This window comes from Pseudomonas frederiksbergensis, assembly GCF_001952935.1.
Taxonomy (GTDB): domain Bacteria; phylum Pseudomonadota; class Gammaproteobacteria; order Pseudomonadales; family Pseudomonadaceae; genus Aquipseudomonas; species Aquipseudomonas frederiksbergensis.
Genome location: NZ_CP018319.1, coordinates 4,412,310 through 4,426,903, shown reverse-complemented (window position 1 = coordinate 4,426,903; position 14,594 = coordinate 4,412,310). Strand labels below are relative to the sequence as shown.

Annotated in this window: 12 protein-coding genes and 1 pseudogene; 2 read left to right on the top strand and 11 right to left on the bottom strand. The window is 58.1% G+C overall.

The window, feature by feature from the left end:
• Positions 1-11 precede the first annotated feature (11 nt).
• The 8 genes from PFAS1_RS20645 to ppsA form a co-directional block, all read right to left on the bottom strand.
• Positions 12-1,046 (bottom strand): OmpA family protein, encoded by a 1,035-nt coding sequence (locus tag PFAS1_RS20645; RefSeq protein ID WP_076030341.1) that lies wholly within the window; start codon positions 1,044-1,046, stop codon positions 12-14.
• A 107-nt stretch (positions 1,047-1,153) separates the two neighbouring features.
• Positions 1,154-1,744: an RNA polymerase sigma factor SigX gene (gene sigX, locus PFAS1_RS20640; RefSeq protein WP_008146300.1), complete on the bottom strand. Its 591-nt coding sequence runs from the start codon at positions 1,742-1,744 to the stop codon at positions 1,154-1,156.
• A gap of 89 nt (positions 1,745-1,833) precedes the next feature.
• Complete coding sequence (locus PFAS1_RS20635) at positions 1,834-2,658, bottom strand: mechanosensitive ion channel family protein (protein ID WP_074875022.1); 825 nt, start codon at positions 2,656-2,658, stop codon at positions 1,834-1,836.
• 2 nt (positions 2,659-2,660) lie between these two features.
• A complete protein-coding gene (locus PFAS1_RS20630) occupies positions 2,661-2,909 on the bottom strand; it encodes a hypothetical protein (RefSeq protein WP_008146303.1) in 249 nt (82 codons plus the stop codon).
• Positions 2,910-2,972: 63 nt separating this feature from the next.
• Complete coding sequence (locus tag PFAS1_RS20625) at positions 2,973-3,968, bottom strand: zinc transporter ZntB (protein WP_076030340.1); 996 nt, start codon at positions 3,966-3,968, stop codon at positions 2,973-2,975.
• Positions 3,969-4,006: 38 nt separating this feature from the next.
• A complete protein-coding gene (gene rraA / locus PFAS1_RS20620; RefSeq protein WP_076030339.1) occupies positions 4,007-4,498 on the bottom strand; it encodes a ribonuclease E activity regulator RraA in 492 nt (163 codons plus the stop codon).
• Positions 4,499-4,619: 121 nt separating this feature from the next.
• Positions 4,620-5,609: an alpha/beta fold hydrolase gene (locus tag PFAS1_RS20615; protein WP_076030338.1), complete on the bottom strand. Its 990-nt coding sequence runs from the start codon at positions 5,607-5,609 to the stop codon at positions 4,620-4,622.
• 164 nt (positions 5,610-5,773) lie between these two features.
• Positions 5,774-8,149: a phosphoenolpyruvate synthase gene (ppsA, locus tag PFAS1_RS20610; protein ID WP_074875014.1), complete on the bottom strand. Its 2,376-nt coding sequence runs from the start codon at positions 8,147-8,149 to the stop codon at positions 5,774-5,776.
• 174 nt (positions 8,150-8,323) lie between these two features.
• Between ppsA and ppsR the strand changes: the two genes are divergently transcribed.
• Positions 8,324-9,142: a posphoenolpyruvate synthetase regulatory kinase/phosphorylase PpsR gene (ppsR, locus tag PFAS1_RS20605; RefSeq protein ID WP_074875012.1), complete on the top strand. Its 819-nt coding sequence runs from the start codon at positions 8,324-8,326 to the stop codon at positions 9,140-9,142.
• A gap of 112 nt (positions 9,143-9,254) precedes the next feature.
• Here ppsR and PFAS1_RS20600 read toward each other — a convergent pair whose 3' ends face one another.
• On the bottom strand, positions 9,255-10,664 hold the full coding sequence (locus PFAS1_RS20600; protein WP_076030337.1) for an aminotransferase-like domain-containing protein: 1,410 nt from the start codon (positions 10,662-10,664) through the stop codon (positions 9,255-9,257).
• A 137-nt stretch (positions 10,665-10,801) separates the two neighbouring features.
• Between PFAS1_RS20600 and PFAS1_RS20595 the strand changes: the two are divergent.
• Positions 10,802-11,689, top strand: a pseudogene (locus PFAS1_RS20595) (DMT family transporter); the annotation flags it as partial.
• On the opposite strand, the gene prpD reads toward PFAS1_RS20595, so the two are convergent.
• Complete coding sequence (prpD, locus tag PFAS1_RS20590) at positions 11,679-13,163, bottom strand: 2-methylcitrate dehydratase (protein ID WP_076030336.1); 1,485 nt, start codon at positions 13,161-13,163, stop codon at positions 11,679-11,681. The pseudogene PFAS1_RS20595 and the gene prpD overlap by 11 nt on opposite strands.
• Before the next feature lie 201 nt (positions 13,164-13,364).
• A complete protein-coding gene (prpF, locus tag PFAS1_RS20585; RefSeq protein WP_076030335.1) occupies positions 13,365-14,555 on the bottom strand; it encodes a 2-methylaconitate cis-trans isomerase PrpF in 1,191 nt (396 codons plus the stop codon).
• Between the last annotated feature and the right edge of the window lie 39 nt (positions 14,556-14,594).

The following is a 14,594-nucleotide window of genomic DNA, read 5'->3' as shown; positions in this document are numbered from 1 at the left end:
CTGCGAGCTAATTACTTAGCTTGAGCTTCAACCTGCGCTTCTACGCGACGGTTTACAGCTTGGCCAGCTTTAGTAGCGTTGTCAGCAACTGGGCGGGATTCGCCGTAGCCAACAGACTGAACGCGGGACGATTCAACACCATACTGGTTGGTCAGAACGTTCTTAACGGCGTTTGCACGACGCTCGGACAGTTTCTGGTTGTAAGCGTCAGGACCGACGGAGTCAGTGTGACCTTCAACAGTAGTGCTGGTCGATGGGTACTGCTTCATGAAGTCAGCGAGGTTTTTGATGTCGCCGTAGCTGTTAGGCTTGACTACCGACTTGTCGAAGTCGAACTTCACGTCCAGCTCAACACGAACAACTTCAGCAACTGCTGGGCAGCCATCAGCGTCAACAGTTACGTTGGCTGGGGTGTCCGGGCACTTGTCAACGTTGTCGCAAACGCCATCGTTGTCGCTGTCGGCGCAGACTTCAGCTGGTGCTGGAACTGGAGCAGCAGCAGGCTTGGAGCCGCCACCGAAGTTCACACCGATACCGACGCTTGGAGCCCACTCGGTGTCGCCCTGGTCGATGTTGTACTGAGCTTCAACGCCAGCACGGGCGTAGAAGTTGTCGGTGAAGTACAGCTTGGCACCGCCGCCAACGTTGGCGAAGGTGGAACCGTTACGACCACCGGAACCGTTCTGACCGATGCTCTGGTCGGAGAAGCCAGCCGATACGTACGGACGCAGCATGTCGCCCGGGTTGTTGAAGTGGTACAGAGCATCCAGAGCGGTGTTGGAGCCCTTGATGTTACGGCCATCTTCGGCACGTGCGTTGTGCACTTCGTCGTAGGCCAGACGCAGTTCAACGTCGTCGGTCAGGAAGTAACCGATCGAACCGCCGAACAGGTTGCCGTTGTTCTTGAAGTCACGAGCGCTATCGAACATTTCTTTCTTAGCGAAGCCTTCGATTTCAACTGCGCCTTGGCCTTGTGCCAGAGCGCCGAACGAAGTGGCAGCAATAAGAGAACCAATGGCCAAGCCCAAGGTGTTTTTCAGTTTCATCCGTTAAATCCCCATCTGGTGATTGTGAAGCAGTCCCGCAAACCGGGGGACAACTCGGCGGCAAGTCTATCAGAACTTGCCTACACGTAAGAGATATTTGCGCCGAACTAAGTTTCAGCAATGCCTGCAAATTTCTCACGCAATTTATCTAGAGCACGTTTGTAACGCATTTTTGTTGCACTCAAACCCATGTGCATGATATCCGCGATCTCTTGAAATTCCAGCTCTGCGACAAATCGTAGCACCAGAATTTCACGGTCAATCGGGTTCACATACACTAACCAGCGATCGAGTCCACCCTTATCCTCGGGTTTCGGCGCCTTTTCTTCAGACGCTTCCTCAAGGGGGTCCAGACTCAAAGCATCCATCAAGCGACGCTTTCGCCGTTCTTTCCGATACTGCGTGATGCACTCGTTATACGTGATGCTGTACAGCCACGTCTTGAACTTCGATTTACCCTCGAAGTTCTTCAGGCCATACAACACCTTCAACATCACTTCCTGACAGACATCGTCTGCGTCGCGATCGTTCCCAAGATACCGTGCGCAGACGTTAAATAATGTTCGCTGGTAACGCCGCATCAGTTCTTCATAGGCGCGCGTTACGTGAAACAGCTCGGTATGCGAGCGCGCGACCAACTCCTCATCAGAGAGCTCGCGGGGGTCGTAGCGCGTAGACAGCGATTGAGCTTTATTCAAAACAAGTCGGGCCGACAGTCAGGTCAATGTCCGCCGCAACCCTTTTCAGGGCATTTTTGCGGCGGCATACATTAGCAGGGTTTGCCGGGTTAGCGGCTACTCACATGCTGTTCCAGGAGGATCCGATTGGAGAGAGAGACTAGCTCACCCTCATCGGTCAGCAATGTGGTTTTAACCGTGCCGATCTCTTCGATCTGACCTTCGACCTCGCCAACACGCACTTGTTGCCCAACCTGATACAACTCACGCACATAGATTCCCGCAAGAATCTGACCGGCAATTTCCCGGCTTCCCAACCCCATGGCCAGCGCAACCGCCAGACCAACGGTAATCAATACAATCACAATCACGTGGTTGAGCAGGTCAGTCTTGACCTCCAACTGGCTGATTGCGACCGAAATACTGATGATAATCACCAGGCCCTGGGCAATTCTCCCCAAGCCCGCAGCGTAGTCCAGCCCTACGCCCTCTGCCGCACCACGCACCAGCCCATTGGCCAATTGCGCGAGCAAAACACCCACCAGCAACACCAGCGCGGCGCCAAATACTTTCGGCAAATACAGCGCAAGCATGTCAAGCGTAGCCGAAACTCGCTCAAGTCCAAGGGATTCTGCGGCAGAAACCAGAAAAATCAGCAGAACGAACCAATAGACAATCTTGCCGATCAAGGTCGAGATCGGCACTTGAAGGCCGGCCCGGGACAGCAATTTGGTCAGCCCGGTGCCGCCCATCAGGCGATCGAGCCCCAGCTTGGCGAGCAACTTCGACAGCAAAGTGTCCAAAAGTTTCGCAACGACGAAACCCAACAGCAGCACAACCAGTGCGCCGAACAGGTTCGGGATGAAATTTGCAATCTTGGTCCATAACGCAGTCATTGCAGTGACGAGGCTCTGAGTCCAGAGATCAAGTTCCATATTCAATCAGCCTTATCAGCAGTGCGAACGGTAGGTTTACGGTGACGGGAAACCGGAGCGACATGGGCCGATCCGTTATTCAAGGCAATCATCAGCGCGGGCAGCCAGCGGCCCAGCAAGCTGAACAGATCACCGGCGCCGACCTGGCGGTTGGCGGTTTTCAGTACACGCCCAAGGCACGCATCGTCGTCCCGGGTGGACGGTGATGCCTTGAGCATGTCACGCAAAGACTGTTCAAACGGATCGTGCATACGCACCTCTCGTGATGTCTGTGAAAGACGCGATCAAATTTGCCCGGGTCACATGGCTCACCGTCAGAACCAGCGCAAACGGCGGAATAACCACCACTGCCCCAGCGCCACCGAGACCATCATCAGACACGCAATCAGGAAGCCATAAGGGCTTGCAGAGAACGGAACTCCGCCAACATTGATGCCCAGAAGACCCGCCAGAAAACTCATCGGCAAAAAGATCCCGGTGATGATCCCGAAGCGGTACATCGTGCGGTTCATTCGCACGCTCAAACGTCTATCTTCGGCCTCGAGGACCAACCCCACCCGCTCCCGGGTCAATTCCAGCTCCTCGAGATAGCGGGTCAGGCTGTTGTTCAATTCGTTCCAGTAATCACCGTCGTCTTCGACGAACCAAGGCAGTTTTATCCGTGTCAGCTGTCCGAATATTTCCCGCTGCGGCGCAAGAAAACGTTTCAAGGCAGCGGCCCTGCGCCGGATCTGCAAAACGGCTCCGTGCTCGGGTGTATACCGTTCGTCGGTATCCAGCTTTTCTTCTTCCTCATCGACCACTTCCGAGAGGCAACTGACCAGATCCTGCACCTTGTTGGTGAGGTACTGCGCCATATAAAGGATGAGTTCCGACGCGGTTTTCGGTCCTTTGCCTTCGGCGAGCTGCACCAGCAACTCATCGGTGGCACGCAACGGACGCAAACGCAGGGAAATAACCCGCTGGGCCGAGCCAAAAATCCGCACCGAGACCATGTCTTCCGGCTCGGCCCCTGGGTTCAGGTTGACCCCACGCAAAAATAGCAGCAGTTCGCTGTCCGGAAGCTGTAAAAGACGCGGACGGGTGTTTTCTTCAAGTAAGAGATCACAGCTGAATTCGCTCAGACCGCTGGATTTTCGTAACCAGGTCCGGGTTTGCGGATGACTGCGATCCCAGTGCAGCCACAGGCTTTCATGGGCTTGCAGCTGCAAGTCATCGAGTTCAGTCCGGGCTATCGAACGCGCACTGCCTTTACCGTCCAGCACCAGGGCATGCACCAGCCCCCACTGCGCGTTTTCTTCCTCGAACATCCTCATCCCTATTCTTGAAACAAAAAGTCAGCAGTTCTTTATTCAGGCATTTTCAGCGGGCTTGGCGAAATGATCACGCCGTTGTTGTCCGCATAGATGTAATGCCCCGGGTGGAACGTCACACCGGCAAAAGTGACCGCAACGTTGAGATCGCCGAGCCCGCGCCGGTCGGATTTGCGCGGGTGACTGGCCAGGGCCTGAACGCCCAGATCGGTCTGCGCGAGGATATCCACGTCGCGGATGCAACCGTAGATCACCAGCCCTTCCCACCCGTTTTTCGCGGCTTTCTCGGCCAGCATGTCACCCAGCAATGCATGACGCAGGGAACCGCCACCGTCGACCACCAGCACCTTGCCATCCCCCTTGAGCTCGACCTGCTCCTTGACCCGCGAATTGTCTTCGAAACATTTGATGGTCACGATTTCGCCGCCGAAAGAATCACGGCCACCGAAATTGCTGAACATCGGTTCCAGCACCTGCACCAGTTCTGGATAGGCGTCGCAAAGGTCAGGCGTGATGTAATGGTTCATCGAGAAACTCCTGTAGAGAGGAAGACAATCGAGGATGTCGCAAAGTGACCAGAAAAGCTCAATGCGTCATATCTTAGCCGCAAGCCGAACGGAGCGAAATGCCCTTGTTAGAGCATCTGACTCAGCTTGCCGTAGCAAGATCCGGCTTTTCACCCAGCAAGGGAGTCTGTTGATCCGCCAACCAGCGCGCCACCAGCGGCCAGACTTCAGTCTGCGCGGCTTTGCTGACAAGCATCTCTACGTGACCGAAATTATCGCCAAAGCCCTGCTCGCGACCCAGGCTGATGAATTGCTTATGCTCGGAACCCACCTGATCAAACAGCTTGCGACAAGCCCAGGTCGGGTCCTGATGGTCACCGGCGGCACTCACGGCCAATACCGGCAACTGAACGCCGGCCAATCCGGCCCACCAATCCTTGTCGGCATCGCCGAAGCGCCCAAACAAGCCATGCCAGCGCATGCTTTCCAGGGCCAGGCCAATGGGCTCGTCCTCCGGGCCGCGCTTGAGCCGTGAGCCGGACAACTGGGCGAAACGCTTGAGAATGAAGCGCCCGCTCCACTCCACCGGCGGAATTTTCAACGGCCAGTAGGTGCGGCTGATTTGAGTACCGAAAAAAGCGGCGGAAGCCACCACCGGCTCGCCGATGTACTCACCACCCAATGCCGCCGCCAGGGTAATCCCACCCAGCGAGTGACCGATCCAGTGCGGGATCTGGCCGCTCTGCTCGCGCACGAACGCGCCAATGGCCGGCAAATCGTAACGGGCGTAGTCGGCAACACGGTTCTTGCGGTAGTTCTGGTTACGCTGGGACAAGCCGTGGCCACGCATTTCGGGAATCCAAACATCGAATCCCAGACGCGTCAGATAGGCGCCCAGTCCAAGCCCCTTCGGGGAAAACCAGAACCGACGATTGGAAAAGCTGCCGTGAAGCAGAATAACCGGAACGCCGCGCGCGTCGGAGCCATCCGCCATGCCCAGGCGCGTCACAGCCAGTTCGACGGTGCCGTCAGGGCTGTTGCCGGGTTTCAGACGATAGACGTCTTCGCTCAGATCGCCGCGCCGCTCGGCGCTGATCAGGGCGACAGGAAATAGGTTGCTGCTGCTTTGCATAATGCTCTTGCACAAAAAAGGGCGGCATCCAGAGGAGCCCGCCCTACTTCAATCTCAGAAAACGACTACTCCCTGTAGGAGCACAGCTTGCTGGCGATGGCGATTTTGAAGACGCCATCGCGGGCAAGCCTTGCTACTACAGTGAGCGGTCCGTTCACACACCATCAAGCCGAAGCTTGACCTTCAGCCAGGAAGAACCAGGTTTCCAGTACGGAATCGGGGTTCAGCGAAACGCTTTCGATGCCCTGTTCCATCAGCCATTTGGCCAGATCAGGGTGGTCCGAAGGGCCCTGACCGCAAATACCGATGTACTTGCCAGCCTTGTTGCAGGCCTGAATCGCGTTGGCCAGCAGCTTCTTGACCGCCGGATTACGCTCGTCAAACAGGTGCGCGATGATCCCGGAGTCACGATCCAGGCCCAGGGTCAGCTGGGTCAGGTCGTTGGAACCGATGGAGAAGCCGTCGAAGAACTCGAGGAACTCTTCAGCAAGGATCGCGTTGGACGGCAGCTCGCACATCATGATGATGCGCAGACCGTTTTCGCCGCGCTTCAGACCGTTCTCCGCCAACAGGTCGATGACCTGGCTGGCTTCGCCCAGTGTACGGACGAACGGCACCATGATTTCAACGTTGGTCAGGCCCATCTCGTTGCGCACGCGCTTGAGGGCACGGCATTCGAGTTCGAAGCAGTCACGGAACGATTCGCTGATGTAACGCGAAGCGCCGCGGAAGCCCAGCATCGGGTTTTCTTCTTCCGGCTCATAGAGCTTGCCGCCGATCAGGTTGGCGTATTCGTTGGACTTGAAGTCCGACAGACGCACGATGACCTTTTTCGGGGTGAACGCAGCGGCCAGGGTGCTGATGCCTTCAACCAGCTTCTCGACATAGAAACCGACCGGATCGTCGTAGCCGGCGATGCGCTTGTCGACACTGTCCTTGATGTCCTGCGGCAGACCGTCGTAGTTCAGCAGCGCTTTTGGGTGAACACCGATCATGCGGTTGATGATGAACTCCAGACGGGCCAGGCCCACACCGGCGTTCGGCAACTGAGCGAAATCGAAGGCGCGGTCCGGGTTGCCGACGTTCATCATGATCTTGAACGGCAGATCAGGCATGGCGTCCACGGAGTTTTTCTTGATGTCGAAGCCCAGTTCGCCTTCGAAGATGTAGCCGGTGTCGCCTTCGGCACAGGAAACGGTCACGCCCTGGCCGTCTTGCAACAGCTGGGTGGCGTTGCCGCAACCGACCACGGCCGGGATGCCCAGCTCGCGAGCGATGATCGCCGCATGGCAGGTACGGCCGCCACGGTTGGTGACGATGGCGCTGGCGCGCTTCATGACCGGTTCCCAGTCCGGGTCGGTCATGTCGGAGACCAGTACGTCGCCGGGCTGGACTTTGTCCATCTCGGACACGTCCTTGATGATGCGGACCTTGCCGGCGCCGATGCGCTGGCCGATGGCGCGACCTTCAACCAGCACGGTGCCGGTTTCTTTCAACAGGTAGCGTTCCATGACATTGGCCGAAGTGCGGCTCTTCACGGTTTCAGGACGGGCCTGAACGATGTAGAGCTTGCCGTCGTCGCCGTCTTTGGCCCATTCGATGTCCATCGGGCACTTGTAGTGCTTCTCGATGATCATCGCTTGCTTGGCCAGTTCGCTGACTTCGGCGTCAGTCAGGCAGAAGCGTGCGCGATCGGCCTTGTCGACGTCGATGGTCTTGACCGATTTACCGGCCGTGGCGACTTCGCCGTAGATCATCTTGATGGCTTTGCTGCCCAGGTTGCGACGCAGGATGGCCGGACGACCGGCTTCCAGCGTGCCTTTGTGGACGTAGAACTCATCCGGGTTCACCGCGCCTTGTACGACGGTTTCACCCAGGCCGTAGGCGCCGGTGATGAACACCACGTCACGGAAGCCCGATTCGGTATCGAGGGTGAACATCACGCCGGCGGTGCCGGTTTCGGAGCGGACCATGCGCTGCACGCCAGCCGACAGGGCAACCAGCTTGTGGTCGAAGCCCTGGTGGACGCGGTAGGAGATCGCGCGATCGTTGAACAGCGAAGCGAACACCTCTTTGGCGGCGCGAATGACGTTTTCGACACCACGGATGTTCAGGAAGGTTTCCTGCTGACCGGCGAAGGAAGCGTCCGGCAGGTCTTCGGCGGTAGCGGAAGAGCGCACGGCTACGGCCATGTCAGGGTTGCCGGCCGACAGCGTGGCGAACGCGGTGCGGATCTCGGCGTTGAGCTTTTCGGGGAATTCGGCTTCCATGATCCATTGACGGATCTGGGCGCCGGTCTTGGCCAGGGCATTGACATCATCGACGTCCAGGGCGTCGAGGGCGGCATGGATCTGATCGTTCAGGCCGCTCAGCTCGAGAAAATCACGATAAGCCTGAGCTGTCGTGGCGAAGCCACCGGGCACCGATACACCGGCACCTGCAAGGTTACTGATCATCTCGCCCAGGGATGCGTTCTTGCCCCCTACGTGCTCTACATCATGGACGCCGAGCTTATCGAGGGAAACTACGTACTCTACCAAGGTGATCTCTCCACTAACTGTGTTGGAAAAGCTCAGAAGCCGGCTGCTCTAAGGAGCGTTTGCCAGCTGTATGGCCTGGACCTGGAAAATAAGTGAGAATGCGGGCCACTGGCGGCCGGCAAATCGCGCCTATCATATCCAAGATTCGTCACTAGCTTAAGGCCCAAGGTGCAAATGAAACGATCTGCTTTCTTTATTTCCGACGGCACCGGCATCACAGCCGAGACCCTCGGCCAAAGCCTCCTGGCGCAGTTCGAAAACATTACCTTCAGCAAATTCACGCGGCCATACATCGACAACGCGGATAAAGCGCGGGCCATGGTACAACAAATCAACAAAGCCGCCGAAACCGACGGCTTTCGGCCGATCATCTTCGACACCATTGTCAACCAGGACATCCGTGAGATCCTCGCAACGTCCAATGGTTTCATGATCGACATTTTCTCGACCTTCCTGGCGCCTCTTGAACAGGAATTGACCGAGCATTCTTCCTACACCGTCGGCAAGTCCCACTCGATCGGCAGCAACTCCAATTACATGGAGCGCATCGAGGCGGTCAACTTCGCCCTCGACAACGATGACGGTGCGCGCACGCATTATTACGACAAGGCGGACCTGATTCTAGTGGGCGTGTCGCGTTGTGGTAAGACGCCGACGTGCCTGTACATGGCCATGCAATTCGGCATTCGCGCGGCCAACTATCCGCTGACCGAAGACGACATGGAACGCCTGCAACTGCCAGCAACCCTGCGTGCCCACCAGCACAAACTGTTCGGCCTGACCATCGACCCGGACCGCCTCACCGCGATCCGAAACGAGCGCAAGCCCAACAGTCGCTATTCGAGCTACGCCCAGTGCGAATTCGAAGTGCGCGAGGTGGAGAATCTGTTCCGTCGGGAGAACATTCCGCACATCAATTCCACGCATTTTTCGGTGGAAGAGATTTCGGCGAAGATTCTGGTGGAGAAAGGTGTGGAGCGGCGGTTCAAGTAGTTCTTTAGCGCCTGTCAGGCCGCCTTCGCGAGCAAGCCCGCTCCCACATTTGACCGAGTCGCGGCAAACGTACGCGGTCAAATGTGGGAGCGGGCTTGCTCGCGAAGAACGATTACACGGTCTCTGCCAGAGCCCCCGCCAACGCTTCAAACCCTTGCAGCAACAACCGATCATCCCCCGTCGAATTACACACACTCGCCCTGATAAACTGCGGCACCGCCCCCTGCCCGACCGCAAACGATTCAGCCGTCGCCACCAGATAATTATTCGCCTTGAGCTCCTCAGCAATCTGCGAGGCCCGCCAAGGCTCGGGCACTTCGATCCAGAAGTGCGGGCTATGCGGATGGGTTTTGTACGGCAAACCTTCCAGCAAACCACTGACCAACGCCTTGCGCCGACCGATCTCGGCAATCTGCTGGCCCAGCAACTGCTCGGCCATGCCGTTTTCTATCCACAGACTCGCCACCTCCAATGACAACGGGCTGGCCATCCAGCACGTCCCGCGTACGGCTGCGCTCAAGCGTCCGATCAACGGTTGCGGCGCATGCAGGTAACCGACCCGCAAACCCGCCGAAACCGCCTTGCTCAGACTGCCGATCAGCACCGAACGCTCCGGGGCGAAATGGCTCAAGGGTAACGGTCGCTGTTGAGCCAATACCGCGTGGGCTTCGTCTTCAAAGATCAACAGATTGTGCTGCCGACAGACCTCTGCAATCGCCTCCCGCCGTGCGACGGACATCACCGCAGCCGTAGGATTCTGGATTGTCGGTGTGCAATACAACGCCGACACACGATGATTGCGGCAAACCTCATCCAGGGCATCGGGCACCAGGCCTTCATCATTGATCCCGACGCCGATGAGTTTTATCCCGAGCTGGCGCGCGACTCTGATCAACCCCGGATAGGTCAGGTGTTCCGTCACCAACGTATCGCCCGCCTTGAGCAGCCCCATCAAGGCACACAACAGGCCGTGCTGGCCGCCGTTCACGCAAACGATCTGCTCGGCATTCGGGACAAATTCTTTATGCCTGAGCCAATGCGCGCCCGCCGCACGATAGCGTGGCAAACCGACGTCGACGGTGTAGCCGCTGATGTGTTGCAACGCCTCAGCATCAAGGGACAACGCTTGCAGGCTCCGACTCAGAAAAAGCGCTTCCTGCCCCGGAATCGGTTGATTGCGGCTCATGTCAAAAAACGCACGAGGCTCATTGCTGACATTGCGAAAGCCACCGTCCCGCGGTCGCTCCATTCCGCGCTGACGCACATAGGTGCCGTCTCCTACGCGAGCGACCACCAATCCCACCCGTTCGAGTTCACCGTAAGCGCGGCTGATGGTACCGATGGTCACACCAAGGCTATCCGCCAACAGGCGATGCGGCGGCAATTTGCAGCCGGACTCTATAACCCCTTCAGCAATGCCTTTCTCAACGGCGTCGGCGAGGCGCTTGTATTTCACACCCCGACCGTTCGCCAGGCCGTCGCGCAGGATTGACACCATGGCAATACTTGTTTTGACAGTCATTGCAGCCCCGAATAGCGTGCTTGAAACAGGCTCAATCAGGGATAGACCTTTTGCAGAAGGAGGTCAATTCCGACGATAAAAGGAGTTCGATCATGTCCATCGCCCTCAGCGCCCCTCCACGTACAGCGAAACCCTGGCTGGCCGCCTTGGTCACCAGCGTGTTGTTTTTGATCGTGTGCCTGAGTTGGGGCACCACGTGGCTCGGGATCAAGATTGCCGTTGAAAGCGTGCCGCCGCTGACCGCCGCCGGCCTGCGGTTCCTCATTGCCTTCCCGCTCTTTCTCGGCTTCGCCCTGATACGTCGTGAGCCGCTGCTGTTTCCCAAGGAAAGTCGCTGGTTTTTTATCTTTGTCACGCTGTCGTATTTCAGCCTGCCGTACTACTTGCTCAACTACGGCGAGATGCACGTTTCGTCCGGCCTGACGGCGCTGCTGTTCAGCTGCATGCCGGTGTTCATCCTGCTGTTTTCCTCGCTGTTTCTGCGGGAGAAAATCTACCCCTCGCAAGTGCTGGGCATCGCCATCGGCTTCAGCAGCCTGTTCATGATCATCCGCAGCCAGGGGCTGCATCTTGACCATGCCGAAATGCTCGGGGTGTTGGCGATCCTCTGCGCGGCGGTGATGCATGCGCTGTGTTACGTGGTGACGAAAAAACACGGCACGGCGATCAGCGTGATTACCTACAACACGCTGCCAATCGGCATCGCCGGGCTGATGCTGTTTGTCGCCGGGTTGAGTGTCGAAGCACCGGTGTTCGATGCCATCACCGCGCGTTCGTGGAGCGCCCTGCTCTACCTGGGGCTGGTGGCGTCGGTGGGCGGGTTTATCGTTTACTTCCTGCTGCTCAAGCGGCTGAGCCCGATCATTCTGTCGTTTGTGTTCATCATTTTTCCGGTGTTCGCGGTGATCATCGGAGCCTGGTACGAAGGGCAAACCTTGTCCCAGGAACTGATGATCTACTCGGCGATTTTGCTGACAGGGTTTGCGATCACCAAATTGCCTGTGGAGAAGTGGCTTAGATTACGAAGAGGTCCACAAACCGATTCACCGGTGTCGCTTCAAGCTTCGCCTGATCCTTGCACAACGCAAAGATCTCGGCGCTGCGCTGGGCGGTGAAGCGCGTCGCCAGGTTCGCCTTGAACTTGTCCTCTAGCAGCGGGATGCCGTCGGTGCGGCGACGGCGATGGCCGATCGGGTACTCCACCAACACGTTTTCGGTGCTGGTGCCGTCCTTGAAAAACACCTGTATCGCATTGGCGATGGAGCGCTTATCGGCCTCCAGGTATTCGCGGGTGTAGCGCGGGTCTTCGACGATGACCATCTTGTCGCGCAGCACATCGATGATCGGATGCGCCGCGTGAAAGACGTCCTCGTACTGCTCGGCCACCAGATTGCCGAACGCCAGCGGTACGGCTGTCATGTACTGGATGCAATGGTCACGGTCCGCCGCATTGGCCAGCGGGCCGACCTTGGAGATGATGCGGATCGCCGATTCGTGAGTGGTGATGACGATTTTGTCGATTTCGTGCAGGCGATTTCTGACTTGCGGATGCAACGTCACAGCCGCTTCGCAGGCCGTTTGCGCGTGGAACTCGGCCGGGAAGCTGATCTTGAACAGCACGTTTTCCATCACGTAGCTGCCGTACTTCCGGGAGAAGCTAAACGCGCGTTTGTCTTCAGGCTTGAGCGCCAGGTCGCTGTTGGTGTGGCTGAACAGCACGTCGTAGAAGCCCCATTGTTTCGCGGTGAGTACGCCGGGGATGCCCATTTCGCCACGCATCGCGATGTCTGCCAGACGCACGCCACGGCTGGATGCATCGCCGGCCGCCCAGGATTTACGCGATCCGGCATTCGGCGCATGACGGTAAGTGCGCAACGCCTGGCCGTCGGCGAACGCATGGGACAGCGCCGACAACAACTGCTCACGATTGGCGCCCATCAGCTTGGCGGTGACCGCGGTCGAGGCGACTTTCACCAGAATGACGTGATCCAGGCCTACACGATTGAAGGAGTTTTCCAGCGCGATCACGCCCTGGATTTCGTGAGCCATGATCATGGCTTCGAGCACCGCGCGAACGGTCAGCGGCGCTTCGCCATTGGCCAGGCGTTTTTGCGACAAGTGGTCCGCCACCGCGAGAATGCCGCCGAGGTTATCGGACGGATGGCCCCATTCGGCCGCGAGCCAGGTGTCGTTGTAGTCGAGCCAGCGGACGATGCAGCCGATGTCCCAGGCGGCCTTGACCGGGTCGAGGCGATAACGGGTGCCGGGGACGCGCGCGCCAAACGGGACAACGGTGTCTTCCACCATGGGGCCGAGGTGTTTGGTGCACTCAGGGAAGCGCAAGGCCAGCAGGCCGCAACCCAACGTGTCCATCAGGCAGTTGCGGGCGGTGTCGAGGGCTTCGGCGGACTGAATCTTGAAGTTGAGGACGTAGTCGGCAATGTCCTGCAGGACCGTGTCGTAGTCGGGGCGGTTGTTCTGGTCGACGTTGGTGCTCATGTTCGATTCACTCTTGAAGTGGTTCGTTGATGGGACCTCGGTTCAGGGTAAATCTCAGTCAGTTACTACTTTCTTATTCTGGAATGCGATCTAGTGTGGGAGCGGGCTTGCTCGCGAAAGCGGTGGATCATTCGACATCAATCCTGAATGTCAGACCGCCTTCGCGAGCAAGCCCGCTCCCACATGGGTTCGGTGTCGGGATTAGAAGGAATCACCCGGCACGCGGACGTAACCTTCCATCAACACCCGCGCACTGCGGCTCATGATGGCTTTGTTCACGGTCCACTCGCCGTTCACCAGGCTGGCTTCAGCGCCCACACGCAAGGTGCCGGACGGATGCCCAAAGCGCACGGCATTACGTTCGATACCGCCCGCGGCGAGGTTCACCAGCGTGCCGGAAATCGCTGCCGCCGTACCAATCGCCACAGCCGCCGTGCCCATCATCGCGTGGTGCAATTTGCCCATGGACAGCGCCCGCACCAGCAGATCGACATCAGCCGCCGCTATCGCTTTGCCACTCGAAGCAACGTAGTCCGCAGGCTTGGCCACAAAGGCAACCTTGGGTGTGTGCTGACGCTTGGCCGCTTCGTCCAGATCCTTGATCAGGCCCATGCGCAATGCGCCGTAAGCCCGAATGGTTTCAAACATCAGCAACGCTTTCGGATCGCTGTTGATCGCACCTTGCAGCTCGGTGCCGGTGTAACCGATGTCTTCGGCATTGACGAAAATCGTCGGAATACCGGCATTGATCATGGTCGCCTTGAAGGTCCCGACGCCAGGCACTTCGAGGTCATCGACCAGGTTGCCGGTAGGAAACATCGAACCGCCGCCGCCCTCTTCTTCCGCTGCCGGGTCCATGAATTCGACCTGCACTTCAGCGGCTGGAAAGGTCACGCCGTCGAGTTCGAAATCACCGGTCTCCTGCACTTCACCGTTGGTGATCGGCACGTGGGCGATGATGGTCTTGCCGATGTTGGCCTGCCACACGCGAACCACGGCAACGCCGTTGTGCGGGATGCGGCTGGCGTCCACCAGACCATTGCTGATGGCAAACGAACCGACCGCCGCCGACAGGTTGCCGCAATTGCCGCTCCAGTCGACGAAAGGCTTGTCGATGGACACCTGACCGAACAGGTAATCGACGTCGTGATCGGCCTTGGTGCTTTTCGACAGGATCACGGTTTTGCTGGTACTGGAGGTCGCGCCGCCCATGCCGTCGATTTGCTTGTCGTACGGGTCGGGGCTGCCGATCACGCGCAGCAACAAGGCATCGCGCGCCGGGCCTGGAACCTGTGCCGCTTCAGGCAGGTCTTTCAGGCTGAAGAACACGCCTTTGCTGGTGCCGCCGCGCATGTAGGTGGCAGGGATTCTGATTTGAGGTGCGTGAGCCATGATGTTCCTTTTAGGATCGGGCGAGGCCGCATGGCCCCG